The 16125-nt window shown below is 72.8% G+C and carries 15 protein-coding genes and 1 pseudogene; 3 read left to right on the forward strand and 13 right to left on the reverse strand.

The window, feature by feature from the left end; all coding sequences use genetic code 11:
* Nucleotides 1-97: 97 nt before the first annotated feature.
* The 10 genes from mftE to mftA all read right to left on the reverse strand — a co-directional run bounded on the left by mftE (nt 98) and on the right by mftA (nt 9492).
* Nucleotides 98-775, reverse strand: a complete 678-nt coding sequence (gene mftE, locus ABEB28_RS33885; RefSeq protein WP_345732337.1) for a mycofactocin biosynthesis peptidyl-dipeptidase MftE — start codon at nt 773-775, stop codon at nt 98-100.
* On the reverse strand, nt 772-1431 hold the full coding sequence (locus tag ABEB28_RS33890) for an FAD-binding protein (RefSeq protein WP_345732338.1): 660 nt from the start codon (nt 1429-1431) through the stop codon (nt 772-774). Before ABEB28_RS33890 ends, mftE begins: the two co-directional genes overlap by 4 nt.
* Complete coding sequence (locus ABEB28_RS33895; protein WP_345732339.1) at nt 1406-3313, reverse strand: mycofactocin system FadH/OYE family oxidoreductase 2; 1908 nt, start codon at nt 3311-3313, stop codon at nt 1406-1408. Before ABEB28_RS33895 ends, ABEB28_RS33890 begins: the two co-directional genes overlap by 26 nt.
* Nucleotides 3310-3621 carry a putative quinol monooxygenase gene (locus ABEB28_RS33900; protein ID WP_345732340.1) on the reverse strand — a complete coding sequence of 104 codons (312 nt, stop codon included), beginning with the start codon at nt 3619-3621 and terminating at the stop codon, nt 3310-3312. Before ABEB28_RS33900 ends, ABEB28_RS33895 begins: the two co-directional genes overlap by 4 nt.
* A gap of 46 nt (nt 3622-3667) precedes the next feature.
* Nucleotides 3668-4648 carry a vWA domain-containing protein gene (locus ABEB28_RS33905; RefSeq protein ID WP_345732341.1) on the reverse strand — a complete coding sequence of 327 codons (981 nt, stop codon included), beginning with the start codon at nt 4646-4648 and terminating at the stop codon, nt 3668-3670.
* A 24-nt stretch (nt 4649-4672) separates the two neighbouring features.
* The gene (locus ABEB28_RS33910) at nt 4673-5623 is read right to left on the reverse strand and encodes an AAA family ATPase (RefSeq protein ID WP_345732342.1); all 951 of its coding nucleotides are present in this window, start codon (nt 5621-5623) and stop codon (nt 4673-4675) included.
* Nucleotides 5620-7680 (reverse strand): mycofactocin system FadH/OYE family oxidoreductase 1, encoded by a 2061-nt coding sequence (locus ABEB28_RS33915; RefSeq protein WP_345732343.1) that lies wholly within the window; start codon nt 7678-7680, stop codon nt 5620-5622. The genes ABEB28_RS33910 and ABEB28_RS33915 overlap by 4 nt, the downstream gene beginning before the upstream one ends.
* A 7-nt stretch (nt 7681-7687) precedes the next feature.
* Complete coding sequence (gene mftC / locus ABEB28_RS33920) at nt 7688-8944, reverse strand: mycofactocin radical SAM maturase (protein ID WP_345732344.1); 1257 nt, start codon at nt 8942-8944, stop codon at nt 7688-7690.
* A gap of 79 nt (nt 8945-9023) precedes the next feature.
* On the reverse strand, nt 9024-9338 hold the full coding sequence (gene mftB, locus ABEB28_RS33925) for a mycofactocin biosynthesis chaperone MftB (RefSeq protein ID WP_376981897.1): 315 nt from the start codon (nt 9336-9338) through the stop codon (nt 9024-9026).
* A gap of 19 nt (nt 9339-9357) precedes the next feature.
* The gene (gene mftA / locus ABEB28_RS33930) at nt 9358-9492 is read right to left on the reverse strand and encodes a mycofactocin precursor MftA (RefSeq protein WP_345732346.1); all 135 of its coding nucleotides are present in this window, start codon (nt 9490-9492) and stop codon (nt 9358-9360) included.
* 103 nt (nt 9493-9595) lie between these two features.
* On the opposite strand from mftA, the gene mftR reads away from it, so the two are divergent.
* Genes mftR through leuS form a run of 3 tightly spaced genes read left to right on the forward strand, consistent with a single transcriptional unit; the run spans nt 9596 to nt 14182 of the window.
* The gene (mftR, locus tag ABEB28_RS33935) at nt 9596-10225 is read left to right on the forward strand and encodes a mycofactocin system transcriptional regulator (protein ID WP_345732347.1); all 630 of its coding nucleotides are present in this window, start codon (nt 9596-9598) and stop codon (nt 10223-10225) included.
* Nucleotides 10222-11637 (forward strand): mycofactocin biosynthesis glycosyltransferase MftF, encoded by a 1416-nt coding sequence (gene mftF / locus ABEB28_RS33940; RefSeq protein ID WP_345732348.1) that lies wholly within the window; start codon nt 10222-10224, stop codon nt 11635-11637. Before mftR ends, mftF begins: the two co-directional genes overlap by 4 nt.
* Nucleotides 11638-11683: 46 nt before the next feature.
* Nucleotides 11684-14182 carry a leucine--tRNA ligase gene (gene leuS / locus ABEB28_RS33945; protein ID WP_376982090.1) on the forward strand — a complete coding sequence of 833 codons (2499 nt, stop codon included), beginning with the start codon at nt 11684-11686 and terminating at the stop codon, nt 14180-14182.
* Here the strand turns inward: leuS and ABEB28_RS33950 are convergent.
* The 3 genes and pseudogenes from ABEB28_RS33950 to ABEB28_RS33960 all read right to left on the reverse strand — a co-directional run.
* A complete protein-coding gene (locus tag ABEB28_RS33950; RefSeq protein ID WP_345732350.1) occupies nt 14179-15297 on the reverse strand; it encodes a 5-methyltetrahydropteroyltriglutamate--homocysteine S-methyltransferase in 1119 nt (372 codons plus the stop codon). The two genes, leuS and ABEB28_RS33950, sit on opposite strands and share 4 nt — an antisense overlap.
* A gap of 90 nt (nt 15298-15387) precedes the next feature.
* Nucleotides 15388-15810, reverse strand: a complete 423-nt coding sequence (locus ABEB28_RS33955) for a VOC family protein (RefSeq protein WP_345732351.1) — start codon at nt 15808-15810, stop codon at nt 15388-15390.
* 117 nt (nt 15811-15927) lie between these two features.
* Nucleotides 15928-16125 (reverse strand): annotated as a pseudogene (locus ABEB28_RS33960) (methyl-accepting chemotaxis protein); the annotation flags it as partial.

Below are 16125 nucleotides of genomic sequence, written 5' to 3' on the forward strand. Positions count from 1 at the left end.
GCGCCGATCGCCGGAGGAACCCGAGCGCTGTGCGAAACGGCCGGCTACGGGCGGCCCGAACGCACAACGCTCGGACGGTGTGCGTTCCGGTCGCGCCTCAGGCGTCTTCGCCGAGCCAGCGGGCGACGGTGGTGGCCAGGTCGTGGGTGGCCTCCGCGAGCAGCCGGGCGCCGTCGTCGGCGTTCGCCCCGGCCGGGTCGCCGAGGATCCCGTTCGCGGTCACGGGCCGCAGCCCTCGCTCCCGCATCACCGGCAGCAGCTCGGCGAGCGGAGCGGTGTTGCCTGCCTCGGCCCGGTCCAGCCGCACCCGCCCCGGATCCAGCGCGAGCTGGACGGACGTCTCGGTGCGTCCGGCGTGCGCGTCACCGCGCCAGCGCGGCGCCCAAGCCAGCGCGTCGCGCCCCTCGCTCCGCAGCCGCCGGACCGCCCGGTTGACCGGGATCGCGTTGCCGCCGTGACCGGAGATGAGCAGGATCCGGCCGAACGTCTCCGAGGCGGATCGCCCGAGCTCGACCAGCACCCGCTCGATCGCGTCCGGACCGATCGACAGCGTCCCGGGGAACGCCTGGTGCTCACCGGACGACCCGTACGGCATCGCCGGCGCGACCAGCACGTCGTCGCGGCGCGCCGCCAGCGCACGGGCGAGCGCGACCCGCTCGTCCGTGTCGGTGGAGAACGGGAGGTGCGGGCCGTGCTGCTCGGTCGACCCCACCGGGATCGCGAGCACGCGGTCGCCGGAGATCTCCGGCCAGGTGGCGTCGGCCAGCTCGCTCATGCGCGCGATCCTCCCAGGTAACCCCGCTCGATCAGAAAGGCGACCAGCACGTCGGCGGCGGGCGCGGCGGCGAGCGGCGGGACGGGCCGTACCGGCCCGGACGGTACCCCGGTCAGCATCCGCAGCCGTTCGTGCGGCGTCCCGACCGGTACGACCAGATTCACGCCCGGCACGGCCCCACCCGCCGGACGGTGGCCAGGGTCCGGGTCGGCTGCCGCGATCCGCCGCTCGACGTCCGGGTGACGGCCCGGCAGCCGCAACGCCAACTCGTCGACGAGCGCCGCCGCGTCGGTACGGAGCATCAGGTCCGCGGCGTCCGCGAGCGGCGCCGCCGGATCGGTGTTCACGCTGACGACGTGCACCGGCCGGCCCCGCTCGTGCCACACCGCCCCGGACACGCCGAACCCGACGTAGAGCACGGGGGCGATCGGAACGCCGGTCGCGCCGATCAGGCGGTCCCGGCCGAGCCACCCGGCGTCGACCACCGCCCGGGTCGCGCCGACCTCCCCACCCAGTGCGTGCGCCACGTCCGTCAGTCGAGTGCACACCGCCCGGGGGTCGGCCCCGAGCAAGCCGCTGCCCGCACACAGCACTACCGAAGCCCGGGAAAGGTTCACAGCGGCCCCACGCTCACAGGGACATCGCCACGCGCTCACCCTCGAGCACCGCGGCGTCCGCCCGCCGCGGCGCGAGGCAGTCCCCCACCCGGTGGACCGGGAACGGCGCGCCGCGCAGCGCGTGCCAGAGTGCGTCCTCCGGCTCCGGGTGGACCACCGACACGACCCAGTCCACGGTCCGCACCGCCTGCGTCCCGGTCGGGTGGTGCGCAAGTACCACTCGGACGCGGCCCGCCGAGTCCTCCGCCGTGGCCACCGTGACGTCCGGCGTCTGCCGGATCCCGCGCGCCTCCGCCGCGATCGTCCAGAGCTCCAGATCGAGCGTCACCCCGAGGTCCTGCCCGACGATCATCCCGGGCGTCGCGATCTCGACCGTGCACCCCCGATCGGCGAGCAGCTCCGCCACCGATGTCGCCTGGTGGAACCCGAGTTCGTCGTGGACCAGCACGTCCCCGTACGGCTCGACGCGCCCGGACAGCACCTGCCGGACGTCGACCACCCGGGACGAGCGGGCCCAGGAGGGCCGCACCGGCCGCGCGCCAGTCGCGAGCACGACGGCCTCGGATCCGGCCAGCAGCGCGGGGGTCGCCGTCACGCCAGCGCGCACGGACACCCCAGCCCGGGCAGCCGCCAGCGCGAGCGACCGGGTGAGCTCCGCGAACTCCGCCCGGCTCGGTACCCGCGCGGCCAGCGGCACTTGCCCACCGAGCTGCGCGGACCGCTCGTAGAGCGTCACCCGGTGGCCGCGTTCGGCCGCGGTCACCGCCGCCCGCAGCCCGCCAGGGCCCCCTCCCACCACCGCTACCCGCAGTGACCGCCGCATGGGGGAAGCGAGCACGACCGGGTTGACCACGCACCCGATCCACCGGTTGAACCCGACCCGGCCGACGCACTCCTGGTTGCAGGACAGGCAGGTGCGGATCTCGTCCGCCCGTCCTGCCGCGGCCTTCGCCGCGAACGAGGGGTCGGCGATCTGCCCACGCACCACGCCGATCAGGTCGGCGTACCCGGCGTCCAGTGCCTTCTCCGCCTGCGCCGGATGCTTGAACCGGCCGACGCCGATCACCGGCACGGACACGGCCGCGCGCATCGCCGCCGGGACGTGCAGCGCGTACCGCGGGGGCACCCGCATGCTCGCCTGGATGAGGAACAGCGTCTCGGTGGCCAGCCCGATCGACGTGTTCAGGTAGTCGACCGCGCCGGTGGCGTCGACCGTCCGGGCGGTGGCCACCCCCTCGTCCAGCGTCACGCCGTCGTCGATCATCTCGTCACCGCCGAGGCGGACGCCGAGCACGGCGTCGGGGCCGATCGCCGCGCGGACCGCGGCGATGACCTCGCGCAGGAATCGGGACCGGTCGACGCCGTAGTCGTCGGTCCGCCGGTTCGTGGCCCGGGAGAGGAAGCCGCGGATCAGCGACGAGTGCGACGCCTGCAGCTCGACGCCGTCGAACCCGCCGTCGACGCAGTGCCGAGCGGTCGTCGCGTACCCCGCGACGATCTCCGTGATCCCGGCGGTGTCGAGAGCGAGCGGAACCTCGCGGAAGAGCGCGTCCGGCACCGGGCTCGGCGCCAGTACCGGTCGTCGCGTGTACATCCCGGACGCCTGCCCGCCGTTGTGGTTGAGCTGCGCGAGGATCGGCGTCCCGTGCGCGTGCACGGCGGCGGTCAGCGCCCGGTACCGCGGCACCACGGCCGGGTCGTACCCGCGGATCATCTTCTCGTACGGCTGGTCGGACGGGTGGACCGTGTGTTCCTCGGTGATCACCAGCCCGGCGCCGCCGGCCGCCCGCTCCCGGTAGTACTCGACGTGCCGGGCGCTGGGCAGCCCGTCCTCCGCGAAGTTCGTCAGATGGGCGGAGAACACCACCCGGTTGCGGAGGGTCAGGCGACCCAGCCGCAACGGGGTGAACAGCGAGGTCACGCCGGGAGGGCGCCCTTCGCCGGGTCGCCGGCCGGCAATGCCTCGAGCACGACGATGTCCAGCGGCGCGGACAGCTTGCCGTCCAGCGCCTTGCCCATCGCCGTGAACGCCTCGCCCTGCGCGTGGGCGCCCATGTCCTCCAGCGACTCCCAGCTCTCGATCACGACGAACCGGTCGGCGGCCTCGTGCATCGCGTAGAGGTGGCAGCCCTTCTCCTGGTGGACGGCGGGGGCGGCCGCCAGCAGGGCCTCCTTGACCTCGTCCCGGTGCTCGGTCTTGGGCAGGACGGTGGCGACGATGATCGGCATGTGCGGCTCCCTGGGCTCAGTTAACTGGCGCTGTGTAACTACCGAGCTAAAACAGGGACGTCAGAGCGGGCGCGACGTCCCGGTGCGAGTAAATCGGACGGAGCCGCCCACGTCCGGCGTGTGCCAGATCCCGTCCCAGGTCCAGGTCGTGCTCCCCCGGCGGTGTCCCGATGTCGAGCAGCACGTCCAGCCGGGGCAGGCGGGCGGCGAGCGGACGCGGATCCGGCCCGGCGTTGTGCACGCAGTCCGAGAGCAGCAGCACCCGGGCGTCCCGCGCCGGTACCCGGGCCAGCTCGCGGGCGGCGAGCGTCAACGGGAAGCCGACGTTGGTCAGCCCGCGCGCCGGTACCGAGAGCAGCAGGTCGAGCAGCTCCGCCGGGCGGGCGGGGGCGCCGATCCGGTGCAGCACCGCCGCGTCCGACCAGAACGCGATCACGGCCAGGTCGTCGTCGGCCAGCTCACCGGCGACCGCGCCGACGGTCGCCGCCGCCGTCCGGATCCGCTCACCCTTCATCGAGCCAGAGACGTCGACGACGAGCACGACCGACCGCCGGGTCTGCACGCGTTCGCGCACGACGATCCGCCGGTCGACGCCGGACTCGTCGTCCACCTCGTCGGGGTTTCCGATCAGCGCCTCGATCGTGCGATCCAGATCCAGGTCGGCGGAGCCGTCCCGGTAGGGCAGCGACGCGATGTTCCCGACGCCGCGGTGCTGACGCCGGTCGCGGCGCGGCCGCCGCAGCGAGAGCCGGGCCGCGATCTCCCGCGCCCGCGCGCGGACGGCCGGATCCGGCCCGTTCTCGTTCGGCTCAAGCGTCACCAGGTCGGCGTCCTCGTCGGTGACGCCGGGCGCGACGCTGCCGGGCAGCTGCGGGCCGCCCTTCTTCGGCTTACCGCGTCCGGTCAGCACCGTCCCGGAGCCGTTCGACGACCGGCTCGGCTGGTACTCGGTGGGATCCTCGGACAGCTGCTTCGGCTTGCGCTTCAGCGGCTTCCCACGGCCGTTCGCGCGACGGTCCCGCTGCACCGGCGAGTCGGCGTCGACCGCTCTTCAACCGGGCTGCGCCGCCGACGGCTGGAGGATGAACCGGTCCTCCCAGATCTCCTTCAACACCCGCTCGGCTGTGGTGTCGACGGCCTCGTCAAGGTGGATGCGCCCGGAGAGCGCCACGAGCATCGCGTCCAGCACGAGCACGGCGTAGGGCTCGGCCGACCCGCGGGTCACCTCCTCGTCCACCCGGAGCCCGCGCAACGTCCCGAGCTGCACGGCGACCAGCGCCAGGTCGATCGCGCCGCGCACGCTGCTGCCCTGGCGGACGTCTGGGTGCTCACGGGTCGTCCGGGTGACCGCAACCGCGTCGGCGACGAGCGACGCGCCCAGTGTCGAGTCGAGGGTGCCGGGCAGGCCGGTGCGCAGGGCGACGATGCCGCGCTCCGCCTCGTCGTCCTGGTAGTCGACCGCGAGCCGGCAGAGCCGGTCGTGAACGCTGGAGCTCAGCCGGGTGGTGCCCACGTTGTCGTACGGGTTCATCGACGCGATGATCCGGAACGTCGGCAGCGCCTCGACCGTCCCCACCCGCGGGATCGACAGCCGGCGGTCGGCCATCGCGGTGAGCAGCGTGTTGAGCGTGTCGTCGGGGGCCCGGTTGAACTCCTCGATGTAGAGGAACCCGCCGGACCGCATCGCCTCGGTCAGCGGGCCGGCGACGAAGTTGTCCTCGCTGTAGTCCTCCTTGAGGACTCGCGCCGGGTTGTGGTGCCCGACCAGCTTGGCCGGGGTCAGGTCGGCGTTGCCCTCGACGAACAGCAGCGGGATGCCCCACTCCGCCGTGATCGCGGTGAGCATCGTCGTCTTGCTGGTCCCGGGCGGGCCCTCCAGGACGAGGTCCCGGCCGGCGGCGACCGCGGCCAGCACCAGGTCCAGCTCCCGTTCCCGCCCGACCAGACGGGCACCCACTCTTCCCCGGGCGGCGACCACGTCGGGGGCGGTTTCTGTGGTCATCGGCGCGCTTCCTCGGTAGGTTGCGGCCGGCTCCGGAGTGCCCGGGGCCGGCCACGTCGTTGTGCACTTCGCGGGGTCTCGGGCCCCACGCGTAAGGGTTTCGCCGGTCCGCCGTCGACCGCCAACGCCGCGCGGCGACCGTCGAGGACCGCCTCCAGCGCGGTCCGAGGTGCGACGCAGTCCCCGGCCCGTGGCAGGTCGGGAACGCCGGCCGTGTCGTCGGGCAGGCGGTGGCCACAGTCGACGATCGCGGCGCAGGCGACCCTGCGCCGCGCACCGGTCCAGACGTGCTCCAGCACGACCGCACCCGCGGCCACGCTCCGGATGCGGGTGCGCAGCTCACGGTGGACGCCGAGCGCTTCGAGGCGGAAGTTCGCGTCGGCCAGCTCGGGGGTGCGGGCGCCGAGCACCGGGTCCGGCGTGACCACGTGCACCCGGTGGCCGGCGTCCGCGAGGTACTCCGCGAGCGCCACCGCCACCGGTCCCCCGATCGGGTCGTCGAGCACCACCGCACCCGGTGGCACCACCGCACTCCCGGCGAGCACCTCCAGGACGTCGAGCACCACCGGCTCGCCGGCCGACGCCGTGTCCGGGTCGCTTTCGGCGCGCGCGGCCTCGCGCCAGGCCGCGGCCCGATCGCCCGTCGCCGACCGCGACCCGACGGCGAGCACGACGTGCTGCTCCGCGCCGAGCGCGGTCAGGTCCACGTCGGTGTCGAGCCGGATGTCGACGCCGAGCCGGCGGCACTCGGCCTCCAGCCACTCGACCAGCAGACGCAGCCGCTCCCGCCCCGGCCCGTGGGCGGCGGTTCGCAGCGCTCCGCCGAGCCGAGCCGACCGCTCGGCCAGCCGCACCCGGTGTCCGCGCAGCGCCAGCACCCGGGCCGCCTCCAGCCCGGCCGGCCCGCCGCCGACCACCAGCACCTCGCTGGTGCCGGTCGCGGCCGCGGCGACCTCGGGTTCGACCGTCTCGTGTCCGGCGCGCGGCTCCGCCACGCAGCTCACCAGCGGGTTGCGGACGTCTCGCACCTGGCAGGCCTGGTTGCACAGCACACAGGGCCGGACGCGGTCCGCGGCGCCGCCGCGGACGAGCGTGACGAGCCGGGGCTCGGCGATCTGGGCGCGCGTCATCTCCACCAGGTCCGCGACGCCCTCGTCCAGTGCGCGCTGGGCGGCGGCCGGATCCACGACGCTGCCCTGCAGGACGACCGGCACCCGGCCGGCCGCCGCGGTGCGCATCGTCCGGCAGAGGTCTCGGTTGAAGGTGGGCGCGGTGCGGGCGGTCGGCCGGTACCGCGCCGACGAGTAGTGCCCGGCCCGGACGACCGTGAGCAGGTCGAGGCTGCCGGCGACGGCGTCCACGACGGCCGCGGCCTCCACCGGGGTGAGGCCTGCCCAGGGCGCGTCCTCGTCGCAGGACAGGCGCAGTGCGAGCACTCGGTCCGGCCCGACGGCGGCCCGGACCGCGGCGATCACGTCCCGCAGGAAGCGGGAGCGGTCGGTTCCGTACCGGTCGAGCCGCTGGTTGGTCAGGCCGGAGAGGAACTGACGCAGCAGCGAGTTCGCTCCGGCGTTCAGCTCGACACCGGCCAGACCGGCGTCGACCGCGGCCGCCGCGGCGGCACCGAACGCGGCCACGACGGCGTCGATCTGGGGCTGTTCCATCGCGGCCGGCTGTTCCCTGGTGACCACGTCGGCCACCGAGGACGGCGCCCACAGCACCTGCTGCGAGTACGCGCTCGACCCTTGGAGGCCCGCGTGGCCCAGTCCCGCTAAGACGACGGTGCCGTAGCGGCGGCAGGCGTCCGCGATCGCGGCCCAGCCCGGCCCGCACTCGGCCGCCAGCGGCGCCCGCTCGTACGGCCAGTCGTCCTCGGTCACCGAGGCGATCTCGGTGACCAGGACGCCGGTGCCTCCGGCCGCGCGCTCCGCGTAGTACGCGACCGCACGGTCGGCGAGCGCCCGGCCCCGGGCCAGGTTGGTCTCGTGTGGACCGAACACGACCCGGGACGGGGGGATCGCACCGGCGAGTCGCACCGGGTCCGTCAGGGAGACCATGGTCGGGTCAGCAGCCGCACGCGCCGGAGGCACACCCGGAGCCAGAAGGCTGGCTGACCAGCTCGAACCCGGCGAGCGGGCTCTCGTTGCACTCACTCGCCGGCTTGCGGCGGGTGAGCGTGAGCGCCACCGGGCCTCCCGACTTGCGCGGCTTCCGCTCGGTGCGGTGCGAGTGGTCGAGCGACGGCTTCGGGGCACTGCCCGCGACGACCGTGGCGAGCGCGGTCTCGCCGTAGCCCTGCACGCACTCCGGGTCCGGACCGTCCAGCGGGAGCCCGGTGAAGAACTTCGCCGCCATGCAGCCGCCCTGACACGAGTCGTAGTGCTGGCAGGACTGGCAGGCGCCGCCGGTCTGCGGCTGCCGCAGCTCCTGGAACAGCTCGGACGTCCGCCAGACGCCGGTGAAGCCGCCTTCGTCGCGCACCGATCCGGCGAGGAAGTTCTCGTGGATCGCGAACGGGCAGGCGTAGACGTCGCCGACCGGGTCGATCAGGCAGACGACCCGGCCCGCGCCGCACAGGTTCAAGCCGGGCAGGGCGTCGCCGAACGCGGCCAGGTGGAAGAACGAGTCGCCGGTCAGCACCGACTCGCCGTGCGCGACCAGCCAGTCGTAGAGCTCCCGCTGCTGGTGCGGCAGCAGGTGCAGCTCGTCCCAGACGTCCGCACCGCGCCCGGACGGCCGCAGCCGGGTCAGCCGCAGCTGGGCTCCGTAGCGGTCGGCGATCGCCTTGAACTCGTCGAGCTGGCCGACGTTCTGCCGGGTGCACACGACGCTCAGCTTGAAACCGGTGAAGCCGGCGGCCTTCAGGTTCTCCATCGCGCGGATGGCCGTGGCGTACGAGCCGGGTCCGCGCACGTGGTCGTTGACCTCGGCGGTCGCACCGTCGAGCGAGATCTGGACGTCGACGTAGTCGCTGGCGGCCAGCCGCTCGGCGACCTCGGGGGTGATCTTGACGCCGTTGGTGGAGAACTTTACGCCGACCTTGTGGGCGGTCGCGTAGTCCACGAGCTCCCAGAAGTCCGACCGGACGGTGGGCTCGCCACCGCCGATGTTCACGTAGAAGACCTGCATCCGCTCCAGCTCGTCGATGACGGCCTTGGCCTCGGCGGTGGTCAGCTCGCGCGGGTCACGGCGTCCGGAGCTCGACAGGCAGTGGACGCAGGACAGGTTGCACGCGTACGTGAGTTCCCAGGTGAGGCAGATCGGGGCGTCGAGGCCGAGCTTGAAGTGGTCGATCAGCCGGTTACCCGTCGTGCTGCTCATGAGGACGCCTCCGGAGTGAGCATCGCAGGGAGCCCTAGCGACCGAGGAGCGGAGCGAAGGAGGTGTCCGGGGGGCGCAGTCACGAGGAGGCCTCCGTCCGTTCGGTGATCATGTCGGTGGCCGCCAGCGTGGCCAGCGCCCGCGCGAGCCGCCGTTGGGCGGCCGCGTCGGCTCCGGACGCGGCGAGGGCGGCGCGTGCCGAAGGGTGCTCCGGCAAGGCCTGCACCACCGCGAGGAGGGTGGGATCTTTCAGGAACGAGAGCCGGCGGGTGCCGAAGTGGTAGAGAAGGGCCCCGAACGGCTCGGGCCGGACCGCGACCTGGGGGTGGATCCCCCAGGCGCGGTCCAGGTCGAACCCCGGCCCGGCTGCCGGCTGGGCAGCGCTCACAGGCAGCGCGGTCACGACGGCGTACTCAGTAGACGCCGCACATCCCGTCGATCGACACGTCCTCCACCAGCAAGTCCTCCTCGACCAGGTCAACGGTCTCAGCGGTGGCAACCGACTCGGTCTCGGCGGCGGTCTGCGCGGCAAGTACCTCGACAGGCATGAAAAGCTCCTTTGCGCTGATGGGGAGTTCGCCGCAAATGCGACGGGCGTCACTCAGGAACACCGGTCACACTAATGACACTCGATGCAGAAAGGAAGAGCCGATGACGAACGCGCCTACCCCGTCGGCCGGGACGGGGCCTGCGCGGATGGGCCGTCCACCGGCGACGTCACACGACGAGCTGGAGCGGATCGGGCTGGAGCTCTTCACTACCCGGGGATTCGACGAGACGACGATCGACGACATCGCCGCGACCGCGGGGATCAGTCGGCGCACGTTCTTCCGCTACTACACGTCGAAAAATGATCTTGTCTGGGGTGATTTCGACACCGAGCTGGCGCGTCTGCGGGACCGGCTCGCCGCGACGCCTCCGGAAGTTCCGATGATGGCCGCGCTCCGGGAGGCGGTCGTCGCGTTCAACCAGGTCGACGCCGCTCACGTCGCGCTGCACCGACGGCGGATGGCCCTGATCCTCGGCGTACCGACGCTGATCGCGCACTCGACGTTGCGCTTCGCCGGCTGGCGCGACGTCATCGCCGAGTTCGTCGCCGCTCGCGTCGGCGGAGCGGCCACCGCCCTGCTGCCGCAGTTGGTCGCGCACGCGTCGCTGGGCTGCGCGGTCGCCGCGTACACCGACTGGCTCCGCGACCCCGGCGCCGAGCTGGAGCCGCTGCTCGACCGGGCGATCGCCGAGCTGTCGGTCGGCTTCGCGGGCCACGAGGGGCCGCGGTGACCGGTCTGCCGCCGGCCGGTATCCGTCTGAGTCTGGACACCGCACTCCGGATCAGCCCGGACGGCCGCACGCTGCTCGGCGGCTCACCGGGCCGGCTGCTGCGCGTCGCCGAGGCCGGTGCCGCGCTGATCCGGTCGTGGGAAGCGGGAGCACCGCTCGGGGCGGGCACCGCGGAACGCAAGCTCGCCCGCCGGCTGCTCGACGCCGGGATGGCCCATCCGGTGTGGGATCCGGGGGACCGGGTCGACGACGTCACGATCGTCGTGCCGACGTACGCGCGGACCACCGAGCTGACCCGCTGCCTGACCGCGCTCCGGCGCACCGCACCGGACGCACCCGTGATCGTGGTCGACGACGGATCGCCGGCCAGCGCAGGCATCGCGGACGTCGCGGCGCGCTTCTGCGCCCGGCTGGTGCGCCACGCCGAGCGGCGCGGCCCGTCGGCGGCCCGCAACACCGGCCTGGCCGCGGTGACGACGCCGTTCGCGGCCCTGGTCGATTCCGACGTCGTGGCGCCGGACGGGTGGCTGCACGCGCTGCGTCCGTACTTCGCCGACCCGACGGTGGCCGCGGTCGCGCCCCGAGTGGTCGGCTACGAGTCCGCCGACGCGCCGGCCGGCTGGCTCGGCGAGTACGAGGCCGCGCACTCGCCGCTCGACATGGGACCGTCACCAGGACTGGTGCGGCCCGGCGCGATGGTGCCCTACGTACCGACCGCGACGCTGGTGGTGCGGATGGAGGCGGTCGGGTCGATCGGCGGCCGATTCGACGAGGCATTGCCGATCGGGGAGGACGTCGACTTCGAGTGGCGCCTGGTGGACGGCGGATGGAACGTCCACTACGTACCGTCGGTGACGATCGGGCACGAGCACCGGACCCGGCTGCGCCCGTTCGTCGCGCGGCGGCGGCTGTACGCGCGGTCGATCGGCCTGCTGGAGCGTCGTCACCCCGGTGCGCTGCCGGCCGCGCGGGTGAGCCCGCCGCTCGCGGCGGCGTGTGGGCTGCTGGCGTTGCGCCGCCCGGTGGCGGCTGCCGCGGCCACGGCCGTCGCGGTCGGCCTGCTGGCCCGGCAGTTGAAGCCGGTGGTGCCCGATCCGGTTCCGGAGGCGTCCCGCCTGGTCGCGAGCGGCTTGCCGGTCACCGCGATGGGCTTGGCCCGCGCGATCGGGCGGGTCTGGTGGCCGGTGCTCGTCCCCGCCGCCGTCGCCGTCCCCCGGCTGCGGGCACCGCTCGCGGTCGCGCTGGCCGCGCCGGTACTCGCCGACTGGCGGAGCGCCGGCGGCCGCCCCCGGCTCGACCGGTACCTCGCCGCTCGCGCCCTCGACGACGTCGTCAGTACCGCCGGTACGTGGGAGGGGTCGCTGCGGGCCGGAACCCTCGGCCCGCTGCTGCCGGCCACCACTCGCCGCTGACCCGGAGCGGAAACGAGCCTGCGGACGGCCGCCCGGTTTGAGTACGTTGGACCTCCGGAGCAGCGCGAGTCGAGCGGGAGCGCCCGTGGGCGACCAGCAGCCGATCGAGACCTACGACGTCCATGCCACCGAGGCCAAGTGGCTACCGGTGTGGGAGGACCTCGACCTCTTCCGCGCCGACGACCACGTCGTGGCGTCCGGGACCAGGCCGAAGTACTACGCGCTCACGATGTTCACCTACCCCTCCGGCGACCTGCACATGGGTCATGCCGAGGTGACCGCGTTGCACGACGTGATCGCCCGCTACCGGCGGATGCGTGGCTACGAGGTGATGAATCCGATCGGCTGGGACTCCTTCGGGCTGCCCGCGGAGAACGCGGCGATCCGCACCGGCGAACACCCGGCGACCTACACCTACGCGAACATCCAGAAGCAGGTGGAGTCGTTCAAGAAGTACGCGATCTCCTTCGACTGGTCGCGGCGGCTGCACACCAGCGATCCCGCGTACTACCGGTGGACCCAGTGGCTGTTCCTGAAGTTCCGGGAACGTGGCCTGGCGTACCGGAAGAACTCGCCGGTCAACTGGTGCCCGCGGGATCAGACCGTGCTCGCGAACGAGCAGGTGATCAACGGGCGGTGCGAACGCTGCGGCGCCGAGGTCACCAAGCGCGCACTGACCCAGTGGTACTTCCGGATCACCGCCTACGCGGAGCGGCTGCTGCGCTCGCTCGACGAGCTGGAGGCGACCTGGCCGGACCGCGTCGTCACCGCACAGCGCAACTGGATCGGACGCTCGGAGGGCGCGTACGTCACCTTCCGCATCGGCGAACGCGACGTCGAGGTCTACACGACCCGGCCGGACACCCTCTACGGTGCCACGTTCCTGGTCGTCGCCCCCGACGCTCCGCTGGCCGGCGAGATCGTCGCGCCCGCGCAGCGGCGAGCACTGGAGGATTACCTGGTCGAGGTCCGCAAGGCCTCCGACATCGACCGGCTCTCGACCGAGCGGCCGAAGAGCGGTGTCGATCTCGGGATCACCGCGACCAATCCGGTCAACGGCGAGCGGATCCCGGTGTGGGCCGGCGACTACGTCCTGGCCGACTACGGCACCGGCGCGATCATGGGTGTGCCCGCGCACAGCCAGCCCGATCTGGACTTCGCCCGGGCGATGGGCCTGCCGGTACGCCGAGTCGTGGACACCGGGGAGGAGACCTTCGAGGCCACCACGGGTGACGGCACGTACCTGAACTCCGAGCCGCTGAACGGCATCGCGGACAGGGCGACCGGAATCCGCACGATCATCGAACGGCTGGAGTCCGACGGAACGGGGCGCGGCGCCGTCAACTTCCGCCTGCGCGACTGGTTGCTGAGCAGGCAGCGGTACTGGGGTACGCCGATCCCGATCGTCCATTGCGGGAAGTGCGGCGAGGTAGCCGTACCGGAGGAGCAGCTGCCGGTGGAGCTGCCCGACCTCCGCGGCGCGGACCTGAGGCCCAGAGGCACGTCGCCGCTCGGCGCGGCGCGCGACTGGGTCGAGACCTCTTGCCCGACGTGTGGCGGCCCGGCCGAACGCGACACCGACACGATGGACACCTTCGTCGACTCGTCCTGGTACTTCCTGCGCTACTGCTCCCCGCGGGAGGACCAGCGTGTCTTCGACCCGGAGCTGGTGAACCGGTGGATGCCGGCGGACATCTACGTGGGCGGCGTCGAGCACGCGGTGCTGCACCTGCTGTACGCCCGGTTCTTCACGAAGGTGCTCCACGACATGGGCCTGGTCGAGGCCGACGAGCCGTTCGCCGCGCAGCTCAACCAGGGCTTCGTGCTCAACGGCGGCCGGAAGATGAGCAAGTCGCTGGGGAACGGAGTCGACCTGGGTGAGCAACTCGCGACCTACGGCGTGGACGCCGTGCGCCTCACGATGGTGTTCGCCGGACCGCCCGAGGACGACATCGACTGGGCCGACGTGTCCCCGGGCGGCTCGGTGCGCTTCCTGCAGCGGGCCTGGCGGTTGAGCGGCGACGTGTCGAGCGCACCGGGGACCGACCCGGGCGGCGGGGACGTCGCCGTGCGCCGGGCCACCGCCCGGACGCTGCACGCGGCGGCGCAACTGATCGAGGCTCACCGCTTCAACGTGCTGGTGGCCCGGCTGATGGAGCTGGTGAACACCGTCCGGCGAGCGATCGACTCGGGTTGCGGGGCGAGTGACCCGGCCGTGCGGGAGGCCGTCGAGGCGATCGCGCTCCTGCTGAGTCTCGTCGCGCCCTACACCGCCGAGGAGATGTGGCAGCGGCTGGGCCATCGGCCGAGCGTCGCGCAGGTCCGCTGGCCCACGGTCGACGAGGCGCTGCTGGCGGAGGAGTCGGTGACCGCGGTGGTGCAGGTGCGCGGGAAGGTGCGGGCCCGCCTCGAGGTCTCGCCGGACATCTCCGACGCCGAGCTCGAGGCGGCCGCCCTCGCCGACGAGAAGGTGCAGCGGGCGCTGAGCGGGATCGAGGTGCGCACCGTGATCGTGCGCGCCCCGAGGTTGATCAACCTGCTCTAGCCCCAGACCTCGGACGCGACCTCGACGATCAGCCGGAGCTTCGCCCACTGTTCGTCGTGGGTGAGCGTGTTGCCCTCCACCGTGGACGAGAATCCGCACTGCGGGGAGAGGCAGAGCTGCGCCAGCGGCACGAATTTGGCCGCCTCGTCGATCCGGCGCTTCAGCTCGTCCTTGGTCTCCAGCACGCCGCGCTTCGTCGTCACCAGGCCGAGCACCACCTGCTTGCCGGGCGGGACGAACCGCAGCGGCGAGAAGTCCCCGGACCGCTCGTCGTCGTACTCCAGGAAGAACCCGTCGACGTCCAGCTGGGTGAAGAGCGCCTCGGCGACGAAGTCGTACCCGCCCTCGGCGGCCCACGACGACCGGAAGTTGCCCCGGCACATGTGGGTGGTCACCGCCATGCCGTCCGGACGCCCGGCGAGGGACGCGTTGATCTGCGCGATGTAGCGCTCGTGCTGATGCAAGGGGTCGCCGCCCTGCGCGGCCATCATCTCGCGCTGCGCAGGGTCGTTGAGGTACGCGAGGCTGGTGTCGTCGAGCTGCAGGTAGGTGCAGCCCAGCGCCCCGAGCGCGCGCACCTGCTCGGCGTAGGCGGCCGACAGGTCGGCCCAGAACTCGTCCAGCTCCGGGTAGACCGACGGGTCGATCGCCGCCCGGCCGCCGCGGTAGTGGACCATGCTCGGCGACGGGATCGTCAGCTTCGCGGTCGCCGTGCTGGCCTCGTCCTTCACGAACGTGAAGTCGTCGGCGAAGATCGGCTCGGGCAGCGTGATCCGTCCGTCGACGCGCAGCGCGGCGGAGGTGAACTCCAAGCCGCCCGCGGCGTTGCGGAACTTCACGGTCAGCTGCTCCTCGGCGCGGTGGACGCCGCCGAGTCGGTAGATGTAGTCCATGTGCCACGACGTCCGGCGGAACTCACCGTCGGTGGCGGTCTGCAGGCCGACCTCTTCCTGCTTCCGGACGACGGTGCGGATCGCGTCGTCCTCGACCTCGCGTAAGCGGTCGGCGGGTATCCGGCCGGCCGCAAACTCGGCGCGGGCTTCCAGCAGCTCCGGCGGGCGGAGCAGGCTGCCGACGTGGTCGGCGCGGTACGGCGGGCGGAGTCGTGCGGACATCGCGGACGCCCCCTTCGCGGGCACTCGGGCTCCCGGGCCCGAACTCGGGCAGCCCCAACTATGGCAAGCCCGAGTACAACACGATCCGTCCTAGCTCGACCGAGGGTCGCCGATGTTGACCAGCCAGGCGATGCCGAACCGGTCGGTCAGCGCGCCGAACTCGTCGCCCCACACCTGCTTCTCCAGCGGCGTGTACACCGCGCCGCCCTCGGAGAGCCGCTCGAAGTAACCACGTAGCTCGTCGCCGTCGTCGTTGCCGCCGCTGAGGCTGATCGTGAAGTTGTCGCCGGGGTTGTGCGACATGTCGGGCGGCGTGTCCGACGCCATCAGCGTGTAGCCGCTCGGCGTCTCCAGCTGGCCGTGCATGATCTGGTCGGCGAACGTGGCGTCCGCGCTGCCGACCTCGGCGAACGTCATCAGCTGCAGGTCGCCGCCGAGCACGTCCCGGTAGAACTCCAGCGCTTCCCTGGCGTTTCCGCGGAAGTGCAGATACGGGTTCAGGCGTGAGGCCATCAGAGGCTCCTTGGTCGCGGTGCGCTGTCTGCCTGCGATTCGGGCGGCCAGTCTCCAGCGACCCCACCGCCCGCGTAAAGGCCCGCCGGACATACCGGCATCGCTGAGACGGGGTTGCTAATAGACGAACCGCCCCACCAGCGCGCGAAGGTCCGTGGACATCGCGTTCAGCCGCTCCGCGGCGTGCTGCGCGTCGCCGGCGTTGCCGCTCGTTCGCTGGGTGGCCTCGGCGACGCCGGAGATGTTCGAGGCGATCTGCGAGGAGCTCATCGCCGCCTCGCTGATGCTGCGGTTCATCTCGTTGGTGGTGGCGGT

This window comes from Cryptosporangium minutisporangium, from assembly GCF_039536245.1.
GTDB classification, from domain to species: domain Bacteria; phylum Actinomycetota; class Actinomycetes; order Mycobacteriales; family Cryptosporangiaceae; genus Cryptosporangium; species Cryptosporangium minutisporangium.

Bases quoted from the DNA above. Each gene is read 5' to 3' on its own strand.
- mftE (WP_345732337.1), bottom strand. From the start codon at position 775: ATGAGCGAGCTGGCCGACGCCACCTGGCCGGAGATCTCCGGCGACCGC.
- ABEB28_RS33900 (WP_345732340.1), bottom strand. From the start codon at position 3,621: ATGCCGATCATCGTCGCCACCGTCCTGCCCAAGACCGAGCACCGGGAC.
- ABEB28_RS33910 (WP_345732342.1), bottom strand. From the start codon at position 5,623: ATGACCACAGAAACCGCCCCCGACGTGGTCGCCGCCCGGGGAAGAGTG.
- ABEB28_RS33915 (WP_345732343.1), bottom strand. From the start codon at position 7,680: ATGGTCTCCCTGACGGACCCGGTGCGACTCGCCGGTGCGATCCCCCCG.
- mftC (WP_345732344.1), bottom strand. From the start codon at position 8,944: ATGAGCAGCACGACGGGTAACCGGCTGATCGACCACTTCAAGCTCGGC.
- mftA (WP_345732346.1), bottom strand. From the start codon at position 9,492: ATGCCTGTCGAGGTACTTGCCGCGCAGACCGCCGCCGAGACCGAGTCG.
- mftR (WP_345732347.1), top strand. From the start codon at position 9,596: ATGACGAACGCGCCTACCCCGTCGGCCGGGACGGGGCCTGCGCGGATG.
- ABEB28_RS33950 (WP_345732350.1), bottom strand. From the start codon at position 15,297: ATGTCCGCACGACTCCGCCCGCCGTACCGCGCCGACCACGTCGGCAGC.
- ABEB28_RS33955 (WP_345732351.1), bottom strand. From the start codon at position 15,810: ATGGCCTCACGCCTGAACCCGTATCTGCACTTCCGCGGAAACGCCAGG.